The following is a 25,323-nucleotide window of genomic DNA, read 5'->3' on the forward strand; positions in this document are numbered from 1 at the left end:
AGGGTTCTTAAGATTACTGTAAGGTAACCCGTTATGACGGCTCTCAATGACGCAGAGCGCGCAGCCATGTTCAGCGATGCCGCCGGGGGTACCGGGCGGGCTGTGCCGTCGGGCGACAAGACGGCCAAGGCACGCACCGCCAAGGCTCCGGCGTGGGTTCCGTCGCGGCGGTTCTTCGCCGCGGTGATCGCCATCGCCGGCATGCAGCTGATGGCCACGATGGACGGCACCATCGCCATCGTCGCGCTCCCCAAGATCCAGGATTCACTCAATCTCTCCGACGCCGGGCGCAGCTGGGTCATCACGGCCTACGTGCTCACGTTCGGCGGGCTGATGCTGCTGGGTGGCCGCCTCGGCGACTCCATCGGCCGCAAGCGGACGTTCATCGTCGGCGTCGCGCTGTTCACCATCGCCTCGGTCCTGTGCGGGATCGCCTGGGACGAGGCCACGCTGGTGATCGCGCGACTGCTGCAGGGCGTCGGCGCGGCGATCGCCTCGCCCACCGCACTGGCCCTCGTCGCGACGACGTTCGCGAAGGGCCCGGCCCGCAACGCCGCCACCGCGGTGTTCGCCGCGATGACCGGTGTCGGTTCGGTCATGGGACTGGTCGTCGGCGGCGCGCTGACCGAGGTGTCATGGCGGCTGGCGTTCCTGGTCAACGTCCCGATCGGGCTGCTGATCGTCTACCTGGCCCACACGGCGCTGCGGGAGACCCACAAGGAGCGGCTCAAGCTCGACGCCACCGGCGCGCTCCTGGCGACGCTGGGCTGCACGGCCGCGGTGCTCGCCTTCTCCATGGGTCCCGAACAGGGCTGGATCTCACCGATCACCATCGGCTCCGGCATCGCCGCGCTGATCTGCCTCGTCGCGTTCATCATCGTCGAGCGCACCGCCGAGAACCCGGTAGTGCCGTTCGACCTCTTCAAGGACCGCAACCGGCTGGCCACGTTCGGGGCGGTCTTCCTGGCCGGCGGCGTGATGTTCACCCTGTCGGTGCTGATCGGCCTCTACGTCCAGGACATCCTCGGCTACAGCCCGCTGCGGGCGGGGATCGGCTTCATCCCGTTCGCCATCGCGATGGGCATCGGTCTGGCGCTCTCCTCGCAGCTGGTGTCGATCTTCCCGCCGCGGGTCCTGGTGATCGCCGGCGGTGTTCTCGTGCTCGGCGCGATGGTCTACGGCTCGACGCTCAACAGCGGCATCCCGTACTTCCCGAACCTGGTGATCCCGCTCGTGGTGGGCGGCATCGGCATCGGCATCATCTTCGTCGCGCTGATGCTGTCGGCCATCGCGGGTGTCGGGTTCGACCAGATCGGTCCGGTCTCGGCGATCACGCTGATGATGCAGAACCTCGGCGGGCCCATCGTGCTCGCGATCATCCAGGCCGTCATCACCTCCCGGACGCTGTACCTGGGTGGCACCACGGGCCCGGTGAAGAACATGGACACCACCCAGCTGGCCGCCCTCGACGCCGGATACACCTACGGCCTGCTGTGGGTGGCCGCCGTCGCGGTCCTGGTCGGTGGCGCCGCGCTGCTCATCGGCTACACCAGCCAGCAGGTCGCGCATGCGCAAGAGGTCAAGGACGCGATCGACGCCGGAGAGCTCTAACCCGAGATCTCCCCGGCGACCGAGCGCAGCGCGGCGACCACCGCGCCGACCTCGTCACCGGCGTCCACCGCGGTGAGCGCCACCGTGCTGCGGCCCAGCCAGTTCGGGTCGTCGACGCCCACGGTGGTGACACCGTCGGGCACCGACCTCGCCGCCAGCTCCGGCATCAGACAGATCCCCAGACCCGCGGCCACCAGCCCGAGTCGCGCCGGCCATCCGCTCACCCGGTGCCGGATCACCGGATCGGACAGCGTCGGCCACGCCGTGAACTGCGGATCGCCCGCCGAACCCGTGCCGGCGATCCACGCCTCGTCGGCGAGTTCGCGGACCGCCACCCGGCCTGCAGCCGCCAGCCGGTGCCCGGTGGGCACCGCCACGCACAGGTCGCCGGCGTAGATGCGGCGCGCGGCGAGGCCGTCGACGTCGTAGTCGGGCAGGCCCGCGCCCGTGCCGACGACGGCGACACCCAGCCGGCGCGCGCGGAGCTCGCGCAGCAGCGCCGGAGTGGCCGCCTCGCGCAGGCTCACCCTCAGGCCCGGATGGTCGACCGCCAGCCGCGCAACGGCCCGCGGCACCAGCACGGCCATCGCCGAGGGGAAGGCGCCCACCGCCACCCGACCCGCGAGCCGGTCGCCGAGGCCGTCGAGTTCGTGGCGCAGTGCGGCCGCCGCGCCGAGGACATGAGCAGCGTGTTCCACCACCACCGCCCCCGCCGGGGTGAGGCTCACCCCGCGCACCTCGCGAAGGAACAACCGGTAGCCCGCGGCGTCTTCCATCGCCGCGACCTGCCGCGAGATCGCGGGCTGCGAGTACCCCAGGGAGCGGGCGGCGGCCGTGAACGATCCCAGCAGGGCGATCTCGCGGCACACCCGTAGCCCCTCGAGCGTCATCTCGGTCACGACTCCACCCTAGGCATGCGCATTACGTATGGGTGTCCGTCGGATCGCTCATTGCCCGCATGGATACATCGGCCGGGCCTGCGCGGTTGAGTCATGGAGAAGCCGAAGGAAGGAAGTTCGACATGACCAGGACCTGGTTCGTCACGGGCGCGTCCCGCGGTATGGGCCGCGAACTCGTCGAGCAGCTGCTGGCGCGCGGTGACACCGTCGCGGCGACGCTGCGGCGACCCGAACAGCTCGACGATCTGGCGGCACGGCACGGTGACCGGCTGTGGCGGGCGGCGCTCGACGTCACCGACACCGACGCCGTCCGTGCGGTCGTCGCCGAGGCGTTCGCCGCGCACGGCCGCATCGACGTCGTCGTCTCCAACGCGGGATACGGAGTGTTCGGCGTCGCGGAGGACCTCACCGACGAGCAGATCGACCAGATGATCGCCACCAACCTCACCGCGTCCATCCAGCTCGCCCGTGCGGTGCTGCCGCACCTGCGCGCCCAGGGCGGCGGGCTGCTGATGCAGATGTCGAGCATGGGCGGGCACATGACGTTCCCGGCCTTCTCGCTCTACCACGTCACCAAGTGGGGCATCGAGGGCTTTTACGACGCCCTCGCCGCCGAGATCGAACCGTTCGGCATCCGCACCACGCTGATCGCACCGGGTGTGGTGCGCACCGGCTTCTTCGAGGCGGCCGCGCGGGTTCCGCTCAGCGAGCCCTACCGCGGCGGGCCCGCCGACGCGCCCGCCACCACCGTCGAGGAGATGACCGACGACCCCGAGCGCACCGTCGCGGCCATCATCCGTGCCGCCGACTCCGGCGACCCGCCGCGCCGCCTGGTGCTCGGCTCCGATGCCTGGACGCTGATCACCGGGGCGTTGCGGGCCCGGCTGGACGACGTCACCGCCCAGCGCGAGAACGCCGCGACCGCCGACTTCTGAGCGATTTCGGCGCGGATACCGTCGCACAGCGTCGGCGGGCGCGCCGAAATCGCCACGGTAGGGTCGTGAGCCATGTCGGCGCAGGGGTCCTCCGGGTCGCAGCCGCTGACCAGGTCGGTGCTCGGTGTCGCGATCGTGGCGATCACCGGCATGCAGCTGATGTCGACGCTCGACGGCACCATCGTGATCGTCGCGCTGCCGCGCATCCAGTCCGACCTCGACATGTCCGACGCCGCCAAGAGCTGGGTGGTCACCGCCTACGTGCTGGCCTTCGGCGGGCTGCTGCTGCTCGGCGGGCGGATCGGCGACGCGGTCGGGCACAAGCGGGCATTCCTGTCGGGTGTTGGGGTGTTCACCCTCGCGTCGCTGGTCTGCGGCCTGGCCACCGATGGCCTCACGCTGGTGATCGCCCGCGCGGTGCAGGGCACCGGGGCGGCGGTGGCGGCGCCGACGGGACTGGCGCTGATCGCGACCACCTACGCGATCGGCGCTCCCCGCAACCGGGCGCTGGCGGTGTCGGCGGCGATGCAGGCCGCCGGATCGGTGCTGGGCCTCATCCTCGGCGGCGCCTTCACCGTCGTGTCGTGGCGGCTGGCGTTCCTGATCAACGTGCCGATCGGCATCGCGGTGATCGCCGTGGCCGTCTACCGGATCACCGAGACCCACCACGAGCGGCTCAAGCTCGACGTGGTGGGGGCGCTGCTGGCCACGCTCGGCTGCACGGCAGCGGTGCTGGTCTTCACCCAGGGCCCGCCGCGCGGCTGGATCGACCCGTTCGTCATCGCCGCGGGCGCCGCCGCGGTCGTCTTCTTCATCTCGTTCCTGCTCGTCGAGCGCAGGGCCGCGCACCCGATCGTCCCGTTCTCGGTGTTCGACAACCGCAACCGGGTGGCGACGCTCGCGGCGTACTTCCTGGCCGGCGGCGTGATGCTGACCATCTCGGTGATGATGGGCCTCTACATCCAGGACGTGATGGGCTACTCGGCGCTGCAGGCCGGCATCGGGTTCCTGCCGTTCGCCGTCGGCTTCGGGGTCGGCAACGTGGTCGCCGCCCGGCTGGCGCCGAGGATCGCGCCACGGTGGGTGGTCATCGGCGCCGGTGTCTTCGTGCTCGGCGCCATGCTGTTCGGCTCCACCCTCACCCGGACCGTGGCCTACTTCCCGGACCTGTTCGCGCCGATCCTGTTCGCGGGCTTCGGCATCGGGGTGATCTCGGTGGTGCTGCCGCTGTGCGCCATAGCCGAGGTCGGCCCGCGCGAGATCGGTCCGGTCTCGTCGATCACGCTGATGGTGTTCAACCTCGGCGGGCCGCTGATGCTGGTGGCGATCCAGGCGGTGCAGACCTCGCGCACGTTGTACCTGGGCGGCACCACCGGCTCGGTGAAGGACATGACGGACGGGCAACTCGACGCGCTCGGCCAGGGCTACACCTATGCCCTGCTGTGGGTGGCGGCCATCGCGATCCTGGTCGGGGCGGCGGCGCTGTTCATCGGCTTCTCGGCACGTCAGATCGCGGTGGCCCAGCACACCCGCGAGGCGTTCGACGCCGGGGAGCTCTGAGGCGTCAAGCTAAGGTGGTCGCTCGTGATCACCCGTATGTCCGAGCTGTTCCTGCGCACCCTCCGCGACGACCCGGCCGACGCGGAGGTGCCCAGCCACAAGCTGCTCATCCGCGCCGGCTACGTCCGGCCGGTGGGGCCGGGGCTGTACAGCTGGCTGCCGCTCGGGCTGCGGGTGCTGCGCAAGATCGAGGGCATCATCCGCGACGAGATGGCGCACATCGGTGGACAGGAGATCCTGCTGCCCGCGCTGGTTCCCCGCGCACCGTACGAGACGACGAATCGGTGGACCGAGTACGGCGACAGCGTGTTCCGGCTCAAGGACCGCCGCCGCAACGACTACATGCTCGGGCCCACCCACGAGGAGCTCTTCGCGCTGACCGTGAAGGGGGAGTACAGCTCCTACAAGGACTTCCCGCTGCGGCTCTACCAGATCCAGAACAAGTACCGCGACGAGGCCAGGCCGCGGGCGGGCATCCTGCGCGGGCGCGAGTTCGTGATGAAGGACTCCTACAGTTTCGACGTCGACGACGACGGACTGAAGAAGGCGTATCACGCGCACCGCGAGGCCTACCAACGGATCTTCGCCCGCCTCGGTGTCCAGTACGTCATCGTGTCGGCGGTCTCGGGTGCGATGGGCGGCAGCGCCTCCGAGGAGTTCCTGGCCGAGAGTGAGATCGGCGAGGACACCTTCGTCCGCTGCCTGGAGTCGGGATACGCCGCCAACGTGGAGGCGGTGATCACCCGGGTGCCGGAATCGCTGCCGATCGACGGACTGCCCGACGCGACGGTGTACGACACCCCCGACGCCCCGACCATCGCCACGCTCGTCGACTGGGCCAACAGCGCCGATCTGCCCGGCTTCGCCGGCCGCACCGTCACCGCCGCGGACACGCTGAAGAACGTGCTGCTCAAGGTCCGCGAACCCGGCGGGGAGTGGGAACTGTTGGCGATCGGTGTGCCCGGCGATCGCGAGGTCGACGAGAAGCGCCTCGGCGCCGCGCTGGAACCCGCCGAGTACGCACTGCTCGACGACGCCGACTTCGCGCGGTACCCGTTCCTGGTCAAGGGCTACGTTGGACCGAAGGCATTGGCGGACAACGGCGTCCGATTCCTGGTCGACCCGCGGATCGTCGACGGGACGGCCTGGATCACCGGCGCCGACGCACCGAACAAGCACGTGGTCGGCATGGTCGCGGGACGCGACTTCACCGCCGACGGCACCATCGAGGCCGCCGACGTCCGCGACGGCGATCCGTCGCCCGACGGCGCCGGTCCGCTGGTGAGTGCGCGCGGCATCGAGATCGGCCACATCTTCCAGCTCGGCCGCAAGTACACAGAGGCGTTCACCGTCGACGTGCTCGGCGAGGACGGCAAGCCGGTGCGGTTGACGATGGGCTCCTACGGCATCGGCGTGTCCCGGCTGGTCGCCGTGATCGCCGAGCAGCAGCACGACGAGATCGGTCTGCGCTGGCCCTCGTCGGTGTCGCCGTTCGACGCCCACCTGGTGATCGCGAACAAGGACGAGGCCGCCCGCGCCGGCGCGACCGAGCTGGCCGCCGACCTCGACCGGCTCGGTGTCGACGTGCTGCTCGACGACCGGAAGGCCTCGCCCGGGGTGAAGTTCAAGGACGCTGAGCTGCTCGGGGTGCCGTGGATCGTGGTGGTGGGCCGCGGCTGGGCCGACGGCACGGTCGAGCTGCGCAACCGGTTCACCGGTGAGACGCGCGAGATCGCCGTCGATGCCGCGGCCACCGAGATATCCGGCGCGATCGCCGGCTGACGCCCGCTACTCGTTGCCGCCGGGGAACGCGACGGTCACCGGCGAGACACCGAGCACCCGGTTCCAGCGGGCGGTCCTGACCGCGCACTGCGTCAACGCCGTCACGGCGAAGGTGCGGTCCTCGGCGGTGGTGGCCTGCTCGAGCACCGCCCGCCACGCCGTCGCGGCGTCGCGCTCCATCTGCGCGGCCAGCTCGGCGGCGTCGGTCGGGCTGTTCACCGGCGACGGCAACCGGTAGCCGGGTTCGGGCAGCGGCGCCGCCACCGACCGGCCGTCGAGCATCGCGATCGCGGCCTCGCGGCGTTCCCGGTGCTCGGCCATCGATCCCGACACCAACGCGTTCAGTTCCGGCGTCGAGTGCACGGACACCAAGCCGTAGCCGTAGATGACGGCGTGCTCGGTGGCGACGGCGTCGTAGAGGGCGCCGGCGTCGGGGCCGGAAGGCCGCGTCGGCATGGTCGGTTCGGGTGAGGTCACGACGACTCCTCGGGCGCAAGGGCCACCAGCGAGGCGGCCGTGCAGGCCGCGGCGATCGAGCCGAGCAGACCTGCGCGATAGCCGGACAGCTCGGCCGCCAGGCCTGCCGCACTCTCGGCGGATTGCCGCAGCGCACCGGCCACCTCGGCGGCGGTGGGCGGTTTCACCGGCTCCGCGGGGGTCGACGACGAGGTGGTGGTGGTGGTCGGCGCGTCCGCGGCCGCGACGATGCGGGTCAGCTCGTCCTCGAGCGCGCGGACGTGCTCGGCGCGTTCGGCGGCCACCTCGGTCAAAGCCTGCGCCATCGGCGGTCTGGCGGCCGCCGCCGCCCTGGTTGCCAGTGAGCCGTCGTTGCGCGCACGCTCGATCTGCGCGATCAACTCGTCGACCTCGGGTGGCGGAGGCGGCGTCCCGCAGGCGGTGGAGGCGGCTCCCAGCAGGGCGAGGGTGGTCGCGGCCACCAGCACGCGTCGCCTGCTGACGACCGGATTGACGCTCGGCACGAGCAACATCCTGCCATTGCCGTTGCCCGGCGGATGACGCCGACGAGCCGGGCGCCCGACGGTCGACGGCAGCTCCGCGGGGCGTGTGCGCTGCCGTTTCCGATGTGCGCCCTGCGGCCTGGCGTATCGTGGATAGTCGATTCCGGGGGTTCGAGGCGACGCCTCGAAGGGGCCGAACCCAGGGAGTCGTGTCCGGACAACTCAAGATGAGGAGCTCGCCGTGGCGCTCGACCCACGATCGTCCGGGTTACCGACGCAGGATCAGGTGATCGCCGTTCTCGACGGCGAGTTCGCGCGCGCCGGTTACGAGATCGAGGACGTGGTGATCGACGGTGCGACGCGGCCGCCGCGGATCACCGTGATCGCCGACGCCGACGGCGGTGTGAGCCTCGACGCGATCGCCGAGCTGTCGCGCACCGCCTCCGAGCTGCTCGACCGTCTCGATCCGGAAACCGGCCAGGGCGCCGACGCCGGCTACGTGCTCGAGGTCACCTCGCGCGGGGTGGAGCGTCCCCTGGTCACCGAGAAGCACTTCCGCCGCGCGCAGGGCCGCAAGGTCGAGGTGACGCTGGCCGACGGGTCACAGGTGACCGGCCGGCTGGGCGAGAGCGCGGACGGCCTGGTGCGGCTGATCGTCCGCGAAGGCGGGCGGCCCACCCTGTCGGTCCGTGAGCTGCCGTTCGACGGGATCACCAAAGCTGTTGTCCAAGTAGAGTTCTCGCCTCCCAATTCGCGTGAGCTGGAGCTGGCAGGACGACCACGGAAGGAGGGTGTGGAATGAACATCGACATGGCGGCCCTGCATGCCATCGAGGCGGACAAGGGCATCACGGTCGACGTCGTGGTCGACACGATCAAGTCGGCGTTGCTCACCGCCTACCGGCACACCGAAGGGCATGAACCCGACGCCCACATCGACATCGACCGGAAGACCGGTGTCGTCAAGGTGATCGCCCGCCAGACCGATGCCGACGGCAACGTCGTGCACGAATGGGACGACACCCCTGAGGGTTTCGGCCGCATCGCCGCGACGACCGCACGGCAGGTGATCCTGCAGCGCCTCCGCGACGCCGAGAACGAGAAGAACTACGGCGAGTTCTCCGCCCGTGAGGGCGACATCGTCGGCGGGGTGATCCAGCGCGACGCCCGCGCCAACGCACGCGGGCTGGTCGTCGTCCGGATGGGCAGCGAGACCAAGGGCTCAGAAGGGGTGATCCCGGCCGCCGAACAGGTGCCCGGCGAGAGCTACGAGCACGGGGACCGGCTGCGCTGCTACGTCGTGGGCGTCTCGCGCGGCGCCCGCGAACCGCTGATCACCTTGTCGCGCACACACCCGAACCTGGTGCGCAAGCTGTTCTCCCTCGAGGTGCCGGAGATCAACGACGGATCGGTGGAGATCGTCGCGGTGGCCCGTGAGGCCGGCCACCGCTCGAAGATCGCCGTCGCCTCGCGGGTACCGGGCCTCAACGCCAAGGGTGCGTGCATCGGGCCGATGGGCCAGCGGGTGCGCAACGTGATGAGCGAACTGTCGGGGGAGAAGATCGACATCATCGACCACGACGACGACCCCGCCCGGTTCGTGGCGAACGCGCTGTCGCCCGCCAAGGTGGTGTCGGTCTCGGTGATCGACGAGGGCGCCCGAGCCGCGCGGGTGGTGGTGCCCGACTACCAGCTGTCGCTGGCGATCGGCAAGGAGGGCCAGAACGCCCGCCTGGCGGCGCGCCTGACCGGCTGGCGTATCGACATCCGCAGCGACGCCGCCCCGACCGGCCCGGCACCGTCCGGGCGCGATGCGCCACACGGCGCGGCGCGCGACGCCTGACCGGTCGCAGAATCCCACACCTGGACCACGGTTTCGGCGCAACGGGTCCGTGGCGGTAGACTCAGCCGTGATCCAGCGCGAGACTCCGGTGTCCCAACGGGGGCGCGCCGCCGACCTACCGGTCGGGCCGGTGCGGACCTGTGTGGGGTGCCGGAAGCGAGAGCTGGCTGTCGAACTGCTCCGAGTGGTCGCGGTCGACGCGAACGGCGCGTGCGCCGCGATCGTCGACACGGCGGGTAATCTGCCTGGGCGGGGTGCATGGCTGCATCCCGACCCGCAATGCCTACACGCAGCAATCCGGCGGCGAGCGTTCGTGCGAGCGTTGCGGATCACCGGTTCACCGGACCTCACCGCGGTGACCGAGTACGTCGAGGACATCTCGAGGAACTCGGACGCCCGGTCGACAGAACAGGTAGCGAGAAAAATGAGCACACCGTGAAGTCCCGATGACCATGCGTCATAGCTAACCCGAGGCGCGGCGCCTACCACCGCCATCGCCTCTAGAGATGGAGATGTAGTGGCAGGTAAGGCCCGCGTACACGAGTTGGCGAAGGAACTCGGTGTCACCAGCAAGGAACTCCTCGCAAAACTGAAAGACCAGGGCGAGTTCGTCAAGTCGGCGTCGTCGACCGTCGAAGCACCCGTCGCGCGCCGCCTGCGCGAATCGTTCGGCGCCCAGTCCGCGCCGCAGAAGGCGTCCGGCAACGGCGCTCCGGCCAAGGTGGCCAGCCCGGCCTCCGCGTCGGCAGGCTCCTCGGTGAAGCCGGGCCCCAGGCCCGCCGCGCCGACCCCGCCGCCTGCGCCGGCTCCCACTCCGCCGCCGCCCCCGGCGCCCGCCGCTCCGGTGGCGCCGCCCGCGGCTGCCGCGTCCGCGGCACCACCCGCCGCACCCGCACGTCCGGCCCCCGCGCCCGGCGCCACGCCCGGCCCCCGGCCCGGCCCGGCTCCCAAGCCGGCCCCCCGCACGCCGCGGGTGGGTAACAACCCGTTCTCCTCGGCGCAGCCGGTGGAGCGGCCGGCCCCGCGGCCGCCGCAGCCGCGTCCCGGTGCCCCCCGGCCCGGCACGCCGCGTCCCGGCATGTCGCCCAACAACATGCCGCCCCGTCCCGCGGCGCCGCGCCCCGGCGCGGCCCGTCCCGGCGGTGCGCGCCCCGGTCCCGGCGGCCGTGGCCCCGGCGGCGGCGGCGGTCGTCCCGGTGGCCCTCCCGGTGGCGGCGGTAACTACCGCGGCGGTGGCGCCGGTGGTGGCGGCGGTGCACCCGCCGGTGCCGGCGGCGGTTTCCGCGGTCGCCCCGGTGGTGGTGGCGGTGGTCGCCCAGGTCAGCGCGGCGGCGCCGCGGGTGCCTTCGGGCGTCCCGGCGGTGCGCCGAAGCGCGGCCGCAAGTCGAAGCGGGCGAAACGCGCCGAATACGAGAACATGCAGGCGCCGGTCGTCGGTGGCGTGCGGTTGCCGCACGGCAACGGCGAGACCATCCGGCTGGCCCGCGGCGCGTCGCTGAGCGATTTCGCCGACAAGATCAACGCCAACCCGGCATCGCTGGTGCAGGCGCTGTTCAACCTCGGTGAGATGGTCACCGCCACGCAGTCGGTGGGCGACGAGACCCTCGAGCTGCTCGGCAACGAGATGAACTACGTCGTGCAGGTCGTGTCCCCGGAGGACGAGGACCGCGAGCTGCTCGAATCCTTCGACCTCACCTACGGCGAGGACGAGGGCGGCGAAGAGGACCTCGAGCAGCGGCCCCCGGTGGTCACGGTCATGGGTCACGTCGACCACGGCAAGACCCGGCTGCTGGACACGATCCGCAACGCCACCGTCCGCGAGGGCGAGGCCGGCGGCATCACCCAGCACATCGGCGCCTACCAGGTCACGGTCGAGCACGACGGCACCGAGCGGCCGATCACCTTCATCGACACCCCCGGTCACGAGGCGTTCACCGCCATGCGTGCCCGCGGTGCGAAGGCCACCGACATCGCGATCCTGGTGGTCGCGGCCGACGACGGCGTCATGCCGCAGACGGTCGAGGCGATCAACCACGCGCAGGCGGCCGACGTGCCGATCGTGGTGGCGGTCAACAAGATCGACAAGGAGGGCGCCGACCCGGCCAAGATCCGCGGTCAGCTCACCGAGTACGGCCTGGTCGCCGAGGACTTCGGTGGCGAGACCATGTTCGTCGACATCTCGGCCAAGCAGGGCACCAACATCGACGCGCTGCTCGAAGCGGTCCTGCTGACCGCGGACGCGGCGCTGGACCTGCGGGCCAACCCGGACATGGAAGCCCAGGGTGTGGCGATCGAGGCGCACCTGGACCGTGGCCGAGGCCCCGTCGCGACCGTGCTGATCCAGCGCGGCACGCTGCGGGTCGGCGACTCGATCGTCGCGGGCGACGCCTACGGCCGCGTGCGGCGCATGGTCGACGAACACGGCGAGGACATCCACGACGCCCTGCCGTCGCGGCCGGTGCAGGTCATCGGCTTCACGTCGGTGCCGGGTGCCGGTGACAACCTGCTGGTGGTCGACGAGGACCGCATCGCCCGGCAGATCGCCGACCGGCGCAGTGCCCGCAAGCGCAACGCGCTGGCGGCACGCTCGCGCAAGCGGATCAGCCTGGAGGACCTGGATTCGGCGCTGAAGGAGACCAGCCAGCTGAATCTGATCCTCAAGGGCGACAACTCCGGCACCGTCGAGGCGCTGGAGGAGGCCCTGCTGGGCATCGAGATCGACGACGAGGTGGAACTGCGCGTCATCGACCGCGGTGTCGGTGGCGTCACCGAGACCAACGTCAACCTGGCGTCGGCCTCGGATGCGATCATCATCGGCTTCAACGTCCGCGCGGAGGGCAAGGCCACCGAGCTGGCCAACCGCGAGGGCGTCGAGATCCGCTACTACTCGGTGATCTACCAGGCCATCGACGAGATCCAGGCCGCGCTCAAGGGCATGCTCAAGCCGGTCTACGAGGAGAAGGAGCTCGGCCGCGCCGAGATCCGCGCGATCTTCCGGTCGTCGAAGGTCGGCAACATCGCGGGTTGCCTGGTCCAGTCGGGCATCATGCGGCGCAACGCCAAGGCCCGCCTGCTGCGCGACAACGTCGTGGTCGCCGAGACCGTCACCATCTCGTCGCTCAAGCGCGAGAAGGACGACGCCACCGAGGTGCGCGAGGGTTACGAATGCGGTCTCACGCTGACGTACTCCGACATCAAGGAAGGCGACATCATCGAGGCGTACGAACTCGTCGAAAAAGCGAGGACGTAGTGGCCGATCCGGCACGGGCACGCCGGCTGGCCAAACGCATCGGCACCGTCGTCGCGTCGGCGATCGAGTTCGAGATCAAGGATCCCCCGTTGGCCTTCGTGACCGTCACGGACACGAAGGTCACGGGTGACCTGCACGACGCCACCGTGTTCTACACGGTGCGCGGCGAGACGCTGCAGGACGAACCGGATTACGCCGCCGCGGCAGCGGCGCTCGAGCGGGCCAGGGGCACGTTGCGCAGCAAGGTCGGCGCTGCCACCGGGGTGCGCTTCACCCCGACACTGGCTTTCGAGCTGGACAAGGTCCCCGAGACCTCGGCGCACATGGAGGCGCTGCTGGCGCGCGCGCGTGCCGCAGATGAGGATTTGGCGAGAGTTCGGCAGGGTGCCAGGCATGCCGGCGACGCCGACCCGTACCGTGTGACAGGGGCGGAGGAAACCGGCGGGGACTCGGAGTACGGGCAAGACAACGGACTCGATGTTGAGGACACCGGTGACAACGACAGACAAGGCGACTGACGTCGCGCTTCCGGGCACGCGCGTCGACGCGCACACGGCCGCAAGGCTGCTGTCCGCGGCAGGCACCGTCAGCGTCGTCTGTCACGTCTATCCCGACGCCGACACGATCGGCGCGGGGTTGGCGCTGGCCCTGATCCTCGAACAGGCGGGCAAGGCCGTGCAGGTCAGCTTCGCCGCGCCCGAGGACCTGCCGGAGTCGCTGCAGTCGCTGCCCGGTGGGCATCTGCTCGTCCAGCCGGACGCGATGCGGCGCGACGCGGACCTGGTGGTCACCGTCGACATCCCGAGCGTGAACCGCCTCGGTGCGTTGCGTGACCTGGCCGACTTCGACGTCGACCCCGACCGCGACGTGCTGGTGATCGATCACCACGCGTCCAACCAGCTGTTCGGCAGTGCGAATTACGTGGATCCGTCCGCGGACTCGACCACCATGCTGGTCGCCGAACTGCTCGACGCCTGGGGCAAGCCGATCGACGCCGGAGTGGCGCACTGCCTGTACGCGGGGCTGACCACCGACACCGGGTCGTTCCGGTGGGCCAGTGCCCGCGCGCACCGGCTGGCGGCCCGGCTGGTCGAGCTCGGCGTCGACAACGCCGCGATCAGCCGCACGCTGCTGGACACCCATCCGTTCGCGTGGCTGCCGATGCTGTCGCGGGTGCTGGCGTCGGCGCGCCTGGTGCCCGACGCCGCGGGCGGCCGCGGCCTGGTGTATGCCGTTGTGGCACATGACGAATGGTCCACCGCGCGGCCCGAAGAGGTGGAGAGCATCGTCGACATCGTGCGCACCACCGCGCAGGCGGAGGTGGCGGCGGTGTTCAAGGAGATCGAACCGCTGCACTGGTCGGTGTCGATGCGGGCCAAGTCCTTCGACCTCGCCACGGTGGCCAGTTCGTTCGGCGGCGGCGGGCACCGGCTGGCGGCCGGGTACTCCGCCAGCGGATCGGCCGACGACGTCGTCGCGGCGCTGCATTCCGCCCTTGGCTGAGGACGCCGACGGCGCACTGCCCGAGCCGATCGCGGCACGGCCGGAACCGGTCACCTCCCGGCGCATCGCGGCGCTGGCGTTCCCGGCGCTGGGCGTGTTGGCCGCCGAGCCGGTCTACCTGCTGTTCGACCTGGCCGTCATCGGCCGCCTCGGCGCCGTCAGCCTCGCCGGTCTGGCCATCGGCGCGCTGATCATGGGCGTGCTCAGCTCTCAGCTGACGTTCCTGTCCTACGGCACGACGGCCCGGTCGGCCCGTTTCTTCGGGGCCGGGGACCGCACCGCGGCGGTCGGGGAGGGGGTGCAGGCCACCTGGCTGGCTCTCGCCATCGGCACGGCGATCGTGGCGGCGGTGCAGATCGCGGCCGTGCCGCTGGTGTCCGCACTGTCCGGTGGCGGCGAGGTCGCCGAGGCCGCCCTGCCGTGGGTGCGGATCGCGAGCCTCGCGGTGCCCGCCATCCTGGTGGCCGCCGCGGGCAACGGCTGGATGCGTGGCGTGCAGGACACCATGCGGCCGCTGCGCTACGTGGTGTTCGGCTTCGCGGTGTCGGCGGTGCTGTGCCCGGTGCTGGTCTACGGCCTGCTCGGTGCGCCGCGACTGGGCCTGCCGGGCTCGGCGATCGCCAACCTGGTCGGCCAGTGGATCGCCGCGCTGCTGTTCATGTGGGCGCTGCTGGTGGAGCGCGTCGCGCTGCGGCCTGCGCCGGCGGTGCTGCGCGCGCAGGTGGTGATGGGCCGGGACCTGGTGCTGCGCACGCTGGCGTTCCAGGCGTGCTTCGTGTCCGCGGGCGCGGTGGCCGCCCGGTTCGGCGCCGCCGCGGTGGCCGCCCATCAGGTGGTGCTGCAGCTGTGGAGTTTCCTTGCGCTGGTGCTGGATTCGCTCGCCATCGCGGCGCAGTCGCTGGTCGGCGCCGCCCTCGGAGCCGGCCACCTGGCGCACGCCAAGTCGGTGGCATGGCGGGTGACGGTGTTCTCGACGGCGGCCGCCGCGGCGCTGGCGGGGGTGTTCGCCGCGGGCGCGTCGGTGCTGCCGGGCGTGTTCACCGGCGACCGGTCGGTGCTCGACGAGATCGCGGTGCCGTGGTGGTTCCTGGTCGCGCAGCTGCCGATCGCGGGCATCGTGTTCGCGATCGACGGGGTGCTGCTCGGTGCGGGCGACGCCACGTTCATGCGCAACGCCACGCTGGCCGCGGCGCTGCTGGGCTTCCTCCCGCTGATCTGGCTGTCGCTGGCCTTCGGCTGGGGACTGCTCGGCATCTGGGCGGGGCTGAGCACGTTCATGGTGCTGCGCCTGGTGTTCGTCGGGTGGCGCGCCCTGTCCGGCCGCTGGCTGGTGCCGGGTACGCGCTGACCGTCGGCGGTCAGCGCACCTGCGCGCGGCCCCGCTCGAACACCGCGGCCCGGTTGGCGGCGATGTCGTCGCCGGTGGCGGTCGCCATCCAGCGGCGCGCCGAGTCCGCCTCGATCCACAGGGCGGCGTTGGTCTGCGACTCGTCGATGCGGTGGTAGGAGTCCAGCAGCGCCCGCACCGCGCGCTGGTTGTTGCCGACGATCGAGGCCGCCACCTGTCGCGCAGTGGGCAGCAGGTCGTCGTGCGCGACGACCTGGGTGACCAGTCCGGCTCGCAGCGCGTCGGATGCCGACAGGTAGTCGCCGGTGAGGCTCATCCGGCGGGCCAGCCCAACGCCGACCTTCTGCGGCAGCCGGACCGACAGCCCCCAGGTGGGCATCAGCCCGACCCGGGCGTGGGTGTCGGCGAACCGGGCCTGCTCCGAGGCGATCAGGATGTCGCAGTACAGCGCCATCTCCAGCCCGCCGGTGACGGCAGCGCCGTTGATCGCGCCGATCACCGGCTTGGTCAGGTGCGGCCACTTCGGCGAGATGTCGGGCAGTTCGGTCTGGTCGCCGAGCTCCTTGAGGTCAAGGCCGGCGCAGAACACGGGGTCGGCGCCGGTGAAGATCAGCACGTCGACGTCGTCGTCGGTCTCGGCGTCCCGCAGCGCGCCGAACAGCTTGCTGCGCAGCGCCGTCGAGAGCGCATTGCGGGCCTTCGGCCGGTTCAGCGTCAGGGTGCGCACCCGGTCGGTGGTGTCGATCAGCAGGATGTCGTCGGCGTCGGTCATGGGGTAGACGCTAGCGACCGCGCCTATCGTGGTTGGCATGTGCCGAAACATCACTGAACTGCGTGGGCTGGAACCGCGGGCGACGGACGAGGAGATCGAGGCCGCGGCGCGCCAGTACGTCCGGAAGGTCAGCGGCATCACCCGGCCGTCGACGGCCAACGAGGAGGCGTTCGAACTGGCGGTCGCCGAGGTCACCGCCACCACCACCCGGCTGCTGTCGACGCTGCCGGAGCGGCGCCAGCCGCCGAAGACCGTGCCGCCGCTGCGCCGCCCCGAGGTGCAGGCCCGCATCGCCGCCAGGGCCGCGCAGACCTCGGCGTGACGCAGGCGCCCAGCGGTCCGGCGCTCAAGGAGTGGAGCGCCGCGGTGCACGCGATGCTCGCAGGCCGGCAGTCGATCCTGTTGCGCAAGGGCGGGATTGGTGAGAAGCGCTTCCGGGTGGACGCGTCGCGCTTCCTGCTGTTCCCCACCGTCGCGCACAGCCACGCCGAACGGGTGCGCCCCGAACACCGCGACCTGCTCGAACCGGCGGCGGCCGACAGCACCGAGGACGCCGTCGTGCTGCGGGCCGGCGCCCGCGTCATCGAGGCGATCGAGGTGAGCAGGCCCGAGGCGATCGACGACCTTGCGCCGCTGCACATCTGGACCGCCGATTCGATCCGCTCGGATCGCCTGGACTTCCGGCCGAAGCACCGGCTGACCGTGTTGGTGGTCGCGGTCAGTCCGCTCCTCGAGCCGGTCCGGCTGACCCGCGCCCCGGAGTACGGCGGCTGCACCAGCTGGGTGCAGCTGCCGGTCGACCCGCAGTGGGGCGCGCCGGTCTCCGGCGAGGCCGCGTTGACAGAGCTGGCTGGGCGGGTGCGTGCGCTAGTCGGTTGACGGCGGGCGGGATCCGGCGGGCAGCACCAGTCGCGACACGCCACCTGCGCCGTGGTGGACGGTGTGGGTCGCAGGCACCACCGTGCTTCCGAGCAGCGGCGCGTCGCCGGTGCCCAGGTTGCGGTCGAACCGCGGATGCGAGCCACCCGCGACGAGCACCCGCAGGCGCGATCCGGCCGGAAAGCGGTGCGCCACCGCGTCGAGTTCGATGCGCACCGTCCCGCTGACGCCGCCGGGCCGCAGATAACCGTCCGAGACGTTGCGGGAGCGGCCGCGCTCGTCGACGTGGCCGAGGCGGACGAACACGTCGTTGTGCGGGTTGTCGCAGGAGTGAGCCAGTTCGATCACCGGCGTGCCGACGACGTAGAGGTCCTCGGCGAGCGGCTCACCGGTGAAGGTCAGCACGTCCGCGCGGCGGGCGAGCCGCGAGTCGTCCCGGTAGCCGGCCTCGGGGGACAGCAGCCGCCCGCCGATGGTCGGCGTCGGGTCGGTGGGGTCGTAGGTGAACGACGACGACGGGGCGGCCGGATCCGGGGCGGCGCCGGCCAGCCGGTGGCCGGGGTGCAGGAACACCTCGTGCTCGGGCATGGCGGGCGGCCAGACGGGCAGGTCGAGCCAGCCGTGACCGTTGACGAAGGCCCGCACCGGGCTGCGCCGCTCCGCCGGTGCGCCACCGAGATGGGCGGCGAGCCAGTCCAGCGTCTCGCCGACCACGGTGGCGGCGCCCTTGGTCATCAGCTGCGAGTGGGTCCACGGCCCGACCGTCAGCGCGCACGGCACCCCGCGATCGCGCAGATGCCGGTACTGGGCGAGGGACTGATCGAGGAACAGGTCCTGCCAGCCGCTCACGACGAGCACCGGGACCTGGACCCGGTCCAGCGCGTCGGTGGCGCGCAGCGCCGCCCAGAACGGGTCGTCGGCGTCCTCGTGCTCGAGCCACGACTCGAACCACGGCGCGCCGCTGCCCAGCAGGTCGCGCGCCGACTCGCCCAGCGGTAGCCCCGCGGTGGCGCGGGCCACCTCCCGGCGGGAGCGCACCTGGCGGATCAGCGCCGCAACCCGCCCCGGGTCCTCCTGGTGGGCCACCATGTGGCTCCAGCCGAGGAAGTCGTTGAGCGAGAAGGATCCGGTGCCCCACGACGATGCGCGGAAGTCGTGCGGCCCGACGGCGATCACGGCCGCGGCGAGTTCGGGCGGCGGGTCCTCGAGCATCGCCCACTGCGTGAAGCCGAGGTAGGACAGGCCGACGGTGGCGAACGACCCGGTGAACCACGGCTGGTCGCGCAGCCAGGCGGCGGTGTCGGCGCCGTCGGCCTTCTCGTGCACCATCGGCGTGAAGTCCCCGCCGGAGCCGAACGTCCCCCGCACGCTCTGCACCAGCACGTGGTAGCCGCGTGCGGCGTACACGGCTGCGAACAGCAGCGAGAACGGGAAGCCGCGGCCGTAGGGTCCGCGCACCAGCAGGGTGCCCGCCGGCCGATCGGTGTCGGGCACGTAGTGGTCGGCGATCAAATCGACGCCGTCGCGCATCGGGACCCGCAGTCCCCGCTCGACCCGGAAGTCGCTGGTGTGCGGCGGCAGTCGCAGCAGCCGGCTGACGGCACGGCCGGCGACTCTGCGCAGCGGGCCGGTCGAGGCACCCGGCCGTTGGTCGGTGGTGGTCATACGGCCAGGTTAGAGAAGCCGGTTCCGCAGGTCGCGAGCCAGCCGTATCTCAGAACGTGTACGACGGCACCAGTTCATGAGCACGCTGCAGGTTGGTCTGCATGCAGTCCGGATCCGGCTCGGAGTAGATCGGCGAGTAGAACACCGACTGCTGGATCACGCCGTAACTGGTGTCGAGGGCGATCATGCAGGTGATCCACCACCGGTTGTTCCAGTCGGTCGGCTTCATGATCCAGTACTGGGCGGCGCGGTGACCGGCGATGTCGAGTTCGACGGCATCTGGCGGGATGGTCTCCTCGTAGGTGCGCCACACGAGCGGTTCGATCGCCAGCTGGTAGTTGCCCGCATCGAACTTGCACCGCAGGCCCTCCTCCGGCTGCGGCGGCGTGAAGGCCAGCCCGATGCGCTGGACGACGTCGAGCGGGATGTCGGTACACGGGGCGAACGGGCTGGGATCGACGATGTCGACCACCGGCCACTTGATCGTCGTCGAGGCGGTCAGCGGCAGGAAGGTGGATCGCAGCTCCACACCGCCACCCCCGGTGCCGGCCGACGGTGCCGTCTGCCACACCACGATCACCGCCGCGAACAGCGCACCGAGCGCCGAGAGCAGGCGCATCCTGGCGACCATCACACCCCCTCTCAGGTCCGACCCTGCCGGGAGTGTATCGGTCCGCGGCGGCCCGACGGCTCGTAACGGCCACCGTAAACGAGAACATGTTCTAGTCGGTGGCGGGGGGCACCGCTGGCGCGCAAGTAGGCTGATCGGTTGTGGTCACTCCCCAGCAGCCGCGAGACCGGCGGCCGGTGTTGTGGGCGATCAGCGACCTGCACACCGGGCACAACGGCAACAAGCCCATCACCGAGTCGCTGTATCCCTCGTCGCCGGACGACTGGCTGATCGTCGCCGGCGACGTCGGCGAACGCACCGACGAGATCCGGTGGGCGCTCGACTTGCTGCGCAAGCGATTCGCCAAGGTCATCTGGGTGCCCGGGAACCACGAATTGTGGACCACGACCAAGGATCCGATGCAGATCTTCGGCCGGGCCCGCTACGACTACCTGGTCACCATGTGCGACGAGATGGGCATCGTCACCCCGGAACATCCCTATCCGGTGTGGACCGCCGAGGGCGGCCCGGCGACCATCGTCCCGATGTTCCTGCTCTACGACTACAGCTTCCTGCCCGAGGGGGCCGCCACGAAGGCCGAGGGACTGGCCATCGCGCGGGACCGCAACGTCGTGGGCACCGACGAATTCCTGCTGTCCTGTGAGCCGTACGCCACCCGCGACGCCTGGTGCCGGGAGCGGGTGACCGCCACCCGCAAGCGGCTCGAGGAGCTGGACTGGATGATGCCGACCGTCCAGGTCAACCACTTCCCGATGGTGCGCGAACCGTGCGACGCGATGTTCTACCCCGAGTTCTCGCTGTGGTGCGGCACCACCGCGACGGCCGACTGGCACACCCGCTACAACGCGGTGTGCTCGGTGTACGGGCACCTGCACATCCCACGCACCACCTGGTACGACGACGTCCGGTTCGAGGAGGTGTCGGTGGGATATCCGCGGGAGTGGCGGCGGCGCAAGCCCTACCGCTGGTTGCGGCAGATCCTGCCCGACCCGAAGTACGCGCCCGGTTACCTCAACGAGTTCGGCGGTCACTTCGAGATCACCACCGAGATGCGGGACGGCGCACGCAAGATGCAGGAGCGGGTGCAGGCGAGGCGGTCGCGGTGAGCCTGCTGCCCGCGGTCATGCCTGCGGCGGTGGCGACGGCCGAACTGTACGACGACCCCGCCGGGCTTTCGCCGCTGCCGGAGGAGGAGCCGCTGGTGGCGCGTGCGGTGGCCAAGCGCCGCAACGAGTTCGTCACCGTGCGGTACTGCGCGCGCCAGGCGATGTCGCAGCTCGGCCTGCCGCCGGTGCCGATCCTCAAGGGCGACAAGGGCGAACCGTGCTGGCCCGAGGGGGTCGTGGGCAGCCTGACGCACTGCAAGGGGTTCCGCGGCGCCGTGGTGGGTCGGCGCTCGGAGGTGCGGTCCCTCGGCATCGACGCCGAACCGCACGACGTGCTGCCGGACGGCGTGCTCGACGCCATCAGCCTGCCGGTGGAGCGGCACGAGTTGGCCGCGTTGCCTGCCGAGTTGCATTGGGACCGGATGCTGTTCTGCGCCAAGGAGGCGACCTACAAGGCGTGGTACCCACTGACGCACCGCTGGCTGGGCTTCGAGGACGCCCACATCACCTTCACGGCCGACGGCACCGGCACGGCGGGCACATTCCAGTCGCGCATCCTGATCGACCCGGCCGCGGAGTTCGGGCCGCCGCTGAGCACGCTCGCCGGACGCTGGTCGGTGGCCGACGGGATCGCGCTGACGGCGATCGCCCTGTGAGCAGGCCGGCGCCCCCGGCCGGCATCGTCGTCGTGGACAAGCCGGCGGGAATGACCAGCCATGACGTGGTGGGGCGCTGCCGACGCGCGTTCGGCACCCGCAAGGTCGGCCACGCAGGAACCCTCGATCCGATGGCGACCGGTGTGCTGGTGGTGGGCATCGAACGGGCGACGAAGATCCTGGGTCTGCTGACCGCCGCCGACAAGTCGTACGCCGCGACCATTCGGCTGGGGCAGACCACCACCACCGAGGACGCCGAAGGTGAACTGCTGCAGACGGTCTCGGCGGCGGCGGTGGAAGACGCGCAGATCGGCGCGGCGGTGGCCGCGCTGCGCGGCGACATCGAGCAGGTGCCGTCGGCCGTGAGCGCCGTCAAGATCGGCGGGGAGCGCGCCTACAAACTGGTGCGGGAGGGCCGCACCGTCGAACTACCGGCCCGCCCGGTACACGTCTCGCGGTTCGACGTGATCGCCGTCCGGCGCGACGCCACCGGCCTCGTCGACGTCGACGTGGTGGTGGACTGTTCCAGCGGCACCTACATCCGGGCGCTGGCCCGCGACGTCGGCGCGGCGCTGCGGGTGGGCGGCCACCTCACGGCGCTGCGACGCACCCGCGTCGGCCGGTTCGGCCTCGACGAGGCGCGCACGCTCGACGCGCTGACCGAGGAGCCGTCGCTGAGCTACTCGCTCGACGAGGCCTGCCTGCAGGGCTTCCCGCGCCGCGACCTGACCGACGAGGAGGCCGAGTCGGCGCGTCACGGCCGTGCGCTGCGGCCTGCGGGAATCGACGGGGTGTATGCCGCGACGGCGTCCGACGGCCGGGTGATCGCCCTGCTCTCCGACGACGGGCAACGCACGAGAAGCGTTGTGGTGGTGCGGCCTGCGACGCTGTGACCGACCGGCTGAGCCACCCGCAGGACTGAGACCCCGGCCGACGCGGGCTGCGGTCGGTAGGCTGCGCTCGTGACGGTGGCCGACGGCGCAGCCAGCCGGGTGCGCCGCACCCAGGCCGAGCGCAGCGCAGCGATGCGGCTCCGGCTGCTCGACGCGACCGTCGACTGCCTGGTCGATCACGGATACGCCGGCACCACCACCCACCGCGTCGCGGAGGTCGCCGGGGTGACGCGCGGAGCTCAGATCCACCACTTCCGGTCCAAGGAGGACCTGGTCATCGCGGCGATCGAACATCTGGCGCACCAGCGCGCCGAGGCCGCCATCCGCGAGCTCGGCCGCATCGAGCGCAGTGACGACCTGCCCACCGCGATCCTCGAGTTCCTGTGGGACATCCACCAGGGGCCGTTGACCGTCGCGACGTTCGAGCTGTGGATCGCGTCGCGGACCGACCCGGTGCTGGCCGAGCAGGTGCAGCGGGTCGAACCCGTGGTCAACGGTGCGGTGCTGGCGGCGATCGCCCAGGTGCTGCCGGAGCGGGCCGCCGCGCAGAAGGAACTGCGTGACGCCGTCTACACCGCGATGGACGCGCTGCGGGGGATCTTCGTCGGCAGCTTCGCCGACAGCGACCCCGCCAGGCTGCGGCGGCGCTGGGACCGGGCGGCGACGCGGCTGCGCCGCGACATCGGATCCGCGCTTGACGAGGCGCAGCCACCGACCTGAGCCGCCCCGAGTTGTTTGCATTCCGAATGGAATGTATCTTTATTCACGGCGGCGTCAGGGGGAGGAGCCGCCTGAGCGTCGGGGGCGTCACTTCGGTGGCGCCCCCGACGTAACAGAGGGCCTTCGCACCGGTCGTTGCCGTGTCTACGCCACCACCCAGATCGCCTCGGCGGCCGGGCTACCGAGGTCCACGGTGGTACTGGTGGTCTCCGAATCATCCGGACTCGCAGGACTTTCCACGGCCACCGAGATCATCCCGGCGAAGTCGCGGCGCGCGAGTACCCGCACCCGCGAATCGAGGGTGATGCCCACGGTGTCGAAGTACCTCAGCATCTCGGGGTCGGCGTCGGAGATACGGGCCACGGTGCCTGCGTCGCCGTCCTGACACACCGAGAGCTGCCGAGCGGGGGGCGTGGGCACCTGACCGTCGGCGGCCGGAATCGGGTCGCCGTGCGGATCGCGGGTGGGATGGCCGAGCTTGGCGTCGATCCGGTCGAGCATCCGGTCGGAGACCGCGTGCTCGAGGATCTCGGCCTCGTCGTGCACCTCGTCCCAGCCGTACCCCAGTTCGCGGACCAGGAAGGTCTCCATCAGCCGGTGGCGGCGCACCATCGCCAGCGCGGCGCGGCGGCCTGCGTCGGTGAGCGTCACCGCGCCGTACTTCTCGTGGTGGACGAACCCCTGGTCGGCCAGCTTGCGGATGGACTCCGACGCGGTGCTCGCCGAAACCCCCAGCCGCTCGGCGAGCATCTTGGTGCTCACCTTCTCCAACGACCATTCCTGGGCCGTCCAGATGACCTTGAGATAGTCCTGGGCAACCATCGTCAGCTCAGGTGGGTTGCTGTCCGGACTCACAACTAGCAAGTTTAGGCAATCGTCACCTGATCCGGGCATCCAGCGCGCCCACGGCGCGGCCCGGGCCGTAGGCTGGCGGTGTGCTGCGCTGGCGTGGTCAGGACGAAATCCCGACCGACTGGGGCCGATGTGTCGTCACCATCGGAGTGTTCGACGGCGTGCACCGCGGGCACGCCGAACTGATCAACCACGCCGTGAAGGCCGGCCGCTCGCGTGGTGTGCCCACGGTGCTGATGACGTTCGACCCGCACCCGATGGAGGTCGTCTTCCCGGGCAGCCACCCCGCGCAACTCACCACTCTGACCCGGCGTGCCGAACTCGTCGAGGAGATGGGCATCGACGTCTTCCTGGTCATGCCGTTCACCTCCGACTTCATGAAACTCACCCCGGAGCGCTACATCCACGAGCTGCTGGTGGAGAACCTGCACGTCGTCGAGGTGGTGGTGGGGGAGAACTTCACCTTCGGCAAGAAGGCCGCGGGCAACGTCGAGCTGCTGCGCAGGGCAGGCGAACGGTTCGGGTTCGCCGTCGAGAGCCTGTCGCTGGTCGCCGAACACCACCGCGAACAGTCGGTGACGTTCTCCTCGACCTACATCCGGTCCTGCGTCGACGCCGGCGACGTGGTCGCGGCCGCCGAGGCCCTGGGACGCCCACACCGTGTCGAGGGTGTGGTGGTGCGCGGTGACGGCCGGGGCAAGGACCTCGGCTATCCGACGGCGAACGTCGCACCGCCGATGTACTCGGCGATACCGGCCGACGGCGTCTACGCCGCCTGGTTCACCGTGCTGGGCCGCGGACCGGTGATGGGCACCGTCGTCCCCGGCGAGCGGTACCAGGCCGCCGTGTCGGTCGGCACCAACCCGACGTTTTCCGGGCGCACCCGCACGGTCGAGGCATTCGTCCTGGACAACACCGCCGACCTGTACGGCCAGCACGTCGCGGTCGACTTCGTCGCCCGGATCCGCGGCCAGGAGAAGTTCGCATCGGTCGACGACCTGATCGTCGCGATGGGCGGGGACACCGAGCGGGCCCGCAGCATTTTGCGCGATTCCTTCTGAACGCCCCGGCGCTGTTAGACTCTGCGCCGACCCGGCACGTTGCTGCAGTTCGCGGTGGCCGTGCCTTTCGGAGCCGACCGGCTCCCGCAGTTCGCGGACTGAAATAGATGGAGTGAATTCGTGGCGCTCACCGCCGATCAGAAAAAAGAGATCCTGGGCTCCTACGGCCTGCACGCGACCGACACCGGTTCGCCCGAGGCGCAGGTGGCGCTGCTGACCAAGCGCATCGCCGACCTGACCGAGCACCTCAAGCAGCACAAGCACGACCACCACTCGCGGCGCGGTCTGCTGCTGCTGGTCGGCCGCCGTCGCCGGCTGCTGAAGTACGTGGCGCAGATCGACGTGCAGCGCTACCGCGCGCTGATCGACCGGCTGGGCCTGCGTCGCTGACGCCGCTCA

At 71.0% G+C, this 25,323-nt stretch carries 26 protein-coding genes; 19 read left to right on the top strand and 7 right to left on the bottom strand.

Annotated elements, in window-relative coordinates:
- The first annotated feature begins 33 nt into the window (after positions 1-33).
- Positions 34-1,611 carry an MFS transporter gene (locus ACPCHZ_RS17800; protein ID WP_423485931.1) on the top strand — a complete coding sequence of 526 codons (1,578 nt, stop codon included), beginning with the start codon at positions 34-36 and terminating at the stop codon, positions 1,609-1,611.
- Here ACPCHZ_RS17800 and ACPCHZ_RS17805 read toward each other — a convergent pair.
- Positions 1,608-2,501 carry a LysR family transcriptional regulator gene (locus ACPCHZ_RS17805; RefSeq protein WP_423486098.1) on the bottom strand — a complete coding sequence of 298 codons (894 nt, stop codon included), beginning with the start codon at positions 2,499-2,501 and terminating at the stop codon, positions 1,608-1,610. The two genes, ACPCHZ_RS17800 and ACPCHZ_RS17805, sit on opposite strands and share 4 nt — an antisense overlap.
- A 131-nt stretch (positions 2,502-2,632) precedes the next feature.
- Between ACPCHZ_RS17805 and ACPCHZ_RS17810 the strand changes: the two genes are divergently transcribed.
- The 3 genes from ACPCHZ_RS17810 to ACPCHZ_RS17820 all read left to right on the top strand — a co-directional run bounded on the left by ACPCHZ_RS17810 (position 2,633) and on the right by ACPCHZ_RS17820 (position 6,787).
- Positions 2,633-3,445 (top strand): SDR family oxidoreductase, encoded by an 813-nt coding sequence (locus ACPCHZ_RS17810; RefSeq protein ID WP_423485932.1) that lies wholly within the window; start codon positions 2,633-2,635, stop codon positions 3,443-3,445.
- A gap of 72 nt (positions 3,446-3,517) precedes the next feature.
- Positions 3,518-5,005 carry an MFS transporter gene (locus tag ACPCHZ_RS17815; RefSeq protein WP_423485933.1) on the top strand — a complete coding sequence of 496 codons (1,488 nt, stop codon included), beginning with the start codon at positions 3,518-3,520 and terminating at the stop codon, positions 5,003-5,005.
- Between the two features lie 24 nt (positions 5,006-5,029).
- Positions 5,030-6,787 carry a proline--tRNA ligase gene (locus ACPCHZ_RS17820; RefSeq protein WP_423485934.1) on the top strand — a complete coding sequence of 586 codons (1,758 nt, stop codon included), beginning with the start codon at positions 5,030-5,032 and terminating at the stop codon, positions 6,785-6,787.
- A 6-nt stretch (positions 6,788-6,793) separates the two neighbouring features.
- Here the strand turns inward: ACPCHZ_RS17820 and ACPCHZ_RS17825 are convergent, their stop codons facing one another.
- Complete coding sequence (locus ACPCHZ_RS17825; RefSeq protein WP_423485935.1) at positions 6,794-7,264, bottom strand: ferritin-like domain-containing protein; 471 nt, start codon at positions 7,262-7,264, stop codon at positions 6,794-6,796.
- Positions 7,261-7,776 (bottom strand): hypothetical protein, encoded by a 516-nt coding sequence (locus ACPCHZ_RS17830; RefSeq protein ID WP_423485936.1) that lies wholly within the window; start codon positions 7,774-7,776, stop codon positions 7,261-7,263. The genes ACPCHZ_RS17825 and ACPCHZ_RS17830 overlap by 4 nt, the downstream gene beginning before the upstream one ends.
- 211 nt (positions 7,777-7,987) lie before the next feature.
- Between ACPCHZ_RS17830 and rimP the strand changes: the two genes are divergently transcribed.
- The 7 genes from rimP to ACPCHZ_RS17865 all read left to right on the top strand — a co-directional run bounded on the left by rimP (position 7,988) and on the right by ACPCHZ_RS17865 (position 15,689).
- The gene (rimP, locus tag ACPCHZ_RS17835) at positions 7,988-8,548 is read left to right on the top strand and encodes a ribosome maturation factor RimP (RefSeq protein WP_423485937.1); all 561 of its coding nucleotides are present in this window, start codon (positions 7,988-7,990) and stop codon (positions 8,546-8,548) included.
- Positions 8,545-9,588, top strand: a complete 1,044-nt coding sequence (gene nusA / locus ACPCHZ_RS17840) for a transcription termination factor NusA (protein WP_364978912.1) — start codon at positions 8,545-8,547, stop codon at positions 9,586-9,588. The genes rimP and nusA overlap by 4 nt, the downstream gene beginning before the upstream one ends.
- Positions 9,557-10,027, top strand: coding sequence for a YlxR family protein (locus tag ACPCHZ_RS17845; RefSeq protein WP_423485938.1), 471 nt, complete (start codon positions 9,557-9,559; stop codon positions 10,025-10,027). The genes nusA and ACPCHZ_RS17845 overlap by 32 nt, the downstream gene beginning before the upstream one ends.
- A 78-nt stretch (positions 10,028-10,105) precedes the next feature.
- The gene (gene infB / locus ACPCHZ_RS17850) at positions 10,106-12,838 is read left to right on the top strand and encodes a translation initiation factor IF-2 (protein ID WP_423485939.1); all 2,733 of its coding nucleotides are present in this window, start codon (positions 10,106-10,108) and stop codon (positions 12,836-12,838) included.
- Positions 12,838-13,356, top strand: a complete 519-nt coding sequence (rbfA, locus tag ACPCHZ_RS17855; RefSeq protein ID WP_423485940.1) for a 30S ribosome-binding factor RbfA — start codon at positions 12,838-12,840, stop codon at positions 13,354-13,356. The genes infB and rbfA overlap by 1 nt, the downstream gene beginning before the upstream one ends.
- Positions 13,316-14,341, top strand: coding sequence for a DHH family phosphoesterase (locus ACPCHZ_RS17860; protein WP_423485941.1), 1,026 nt, complete (start codon positions 13,316-13,318; stop codon positions 14,339-14,341). Before rbfA ends, ACPCHZ_RS17860 begins: the two co-directional genes overlap by 41 nt.
- Before the next feature lie 28 nt (positions 14,342-14,369).
- Complete coding sequence (locus tag ACPCHZ_RS17865) at positions 14,370-15,689, top strand: MATE family efflux transporter (RefSeq protein WP_423486099.1); 1,320 nt, start codon at positions 14,370-14,372, stop codon at positions 15,687-15,689.
- Positions 15,690-15,699: 10 nt separating this feature from the next.
- Here ACPCHZ_RS17865 and ACPCHZ_RS17870 read toward each other — a convergent pair whose 3' ends face one another.
- Entirely contained in the window at positions 15,700-16,461 is a 762-nt protein-coding gene (locus ACPCHZ_RS17870; protein ID WP_423485942.1) for an enoyl-CoA hydratase, read from the bottom strand.
- A gap of 37 nt (positions 16,462-16,498) precedes the next feature.
- On the opposite strand from ACPCHZ_RS17870, the gene ACPCHZ_RS17875 reads away from it, so the two are divergent.
- A complete protein-coding gene (locus tag ACPCHZ_RS17875) occupies positions 16,499-16,783 on the top strand; it encodes a DUF2277 domain-containing protein (protein ID WP_423485943.1) in 285 nt (94 codons plus the stop codon).
- Positions 16,780-17,340: a DUF1802 family protein gene (locus tag ACPCHZ_RS17880; protein ID WP_423485944.1), complete on the top strand. Its 561-nt coding sequence runs from the start codon at positions 16,780-16,782 to the stop codon at positions 17,338-17,340. Before ACPCHZ_RS17875 ends, ACPCHZ_RS17880 begins: the two co-directional genes overlap by 4 nt.
- Here ACPCHZ_RS17880 and ACPCHZ_RS17885 read toward each other — a convergent pair.
- A complete protein-coding gene (locus tag ACPCHZ_RS17885) occupies positions 17,329-19,005 on the bottom strand; it encodes a CocE/NonD family hydrolase (protein WP_423485945.1) in 1,677 nt (558 codons plus the stop codon). The two genes, ACPCHZ_RS17880 and ACPCHZ_RS17885, sit on opposite strands and share 12 nt — an antisense overlap.
- A gap of 49 nt (positions 19,006-19,054) precedes the next feature.
- Positions 19,055-19,636 carry a DUF3558 domain-containing protein gene (locus ACPCHZ_RS17890; RefSeq protein WP_423485946.1) on the bottom strand — a complete coding sequence of 194 codons (582 nt, stop codon included), beginning with the start codon at positions 19,634-19,636 and terminating at the stop codon, positions 19,055-19,057.
- 140 nt (positions 19,637-19,776) lie between these two features.
- Between ACPCHZ_RS17890 and ACPCHZ_RS17895 the strand changes: the two genes are divergently transcribed.
- From ACPCHZ_RS17895 to ACPCHZ_RS17910, 4 genes are all read left to right on the top strand, one after another.
- The gene (locus ACPCHZ_RS17895) at positions 19,777-20,742 is read left to right on the top strand and encodes a metallophosphoesterase family protein (protein ID WP_423485947.1); all 966 of its coding nucleotides are present in this window, start codon (positions 19,777-19,779) and stop codon (positions 20,740-20,742) included.
- Positions 20,743-20,759: 17 nt separating this feature from the next.
- Positions 20,760-21,398: a 4'-phosphopantetheinyl transferase family protein gene (locus ACPCHZ_RS17900; protein WP_423486100.1), complete on the top strand. Its 639-nt coding sequence runs from the start codon at positions 20,760-20,762 to the stop codon at positions 21,396-21,398.
- Positions 21,395-22,291: a tRNA pseudouridine(55) synthase TruB gene (gene truB / locus ACPCHZ_RS17905; RefSeq protein WP_423485948.1), complete on the top strand. Its 897-nt coding sequence runs from the start codon at positions 21,395-21,397 to the stop codon at positions 22,289-22,291. Before ACPCHZ_RS17900 ends, truB begins: the two co-directional genes overlap by 4 nt.
- Before the next feature lie 69 nt (positions 22,292-22,360).
- Entirely contained in the window at positions 22,361-23,011 is a 651-nt protein-coding gene (locus tag ACPCHZ_RS17910; protein WP_423485949.1) for a TetR/AcrR family transcriptional regulator, read from the top strand.
- A gap of 144 nt (positions 23,012-23,155) precedes the next feature.
- Here the strand turns inward: ACPCHZ_RS17910 and mntR are convergent, their stop codons facing one another.
- Positions 23,156-23,833, bottom strand: a complete 678-nt coding sequence (mntR, locus tag ACPCHZ_RS17915) for a manganese-binding transcriptional regulator MntR (RefSeq protein WP_423486101.1) — start codon at positions 23,831-23,833, stop codon at positions 23,156-23,158.
- A gap of 113 nt (positions 23,834-23,946) precedes the next feature.
- Between mntR and ACPCHZ_RS17920 the strand changes: the two genes are divergently transcribed.
- Together ACPCHZ_RS17920 and rpsO are read left to right on the top strand one after the other, a co-directional pair.
- Positions 23,947-24,924, top strand: coding sequence for a bifunctional riboflavin kinase/FAD synthetase (locus ACPCHZ_RS17920; protein ID WP_364978945.1), 978 nt, complete (start codon positions 23,947-23,949; stop codon positions 24,922-24,924).
- A 120-nt stretch (positions 24,925-25,044) separates the two neighbouring features.
- Positions 25,045-25,314: a 30S ribosomal protein S15 gene (gene rpsO / locus ACPCHZ_RS17925; RefSeq protein WP_364978948.1), complete on the top strand. Its 270-nt coding sequence runs from the start codon at positions 25,045-25,047 to the stop codon at positions 25,312-25,314.
- Positions 25,315-25,323 lie beyond the last annotated feature (9 nt).

It is taken from the genome of Mycobacterium sp. NPDC050041 (genome assembly GCF_049541695.1).
Classification (GTDB): Bacteria; Actinomycetota; Actinomycetes; order Mycobacteriales; family Mycobacteriaceae; genus Mycobacterium.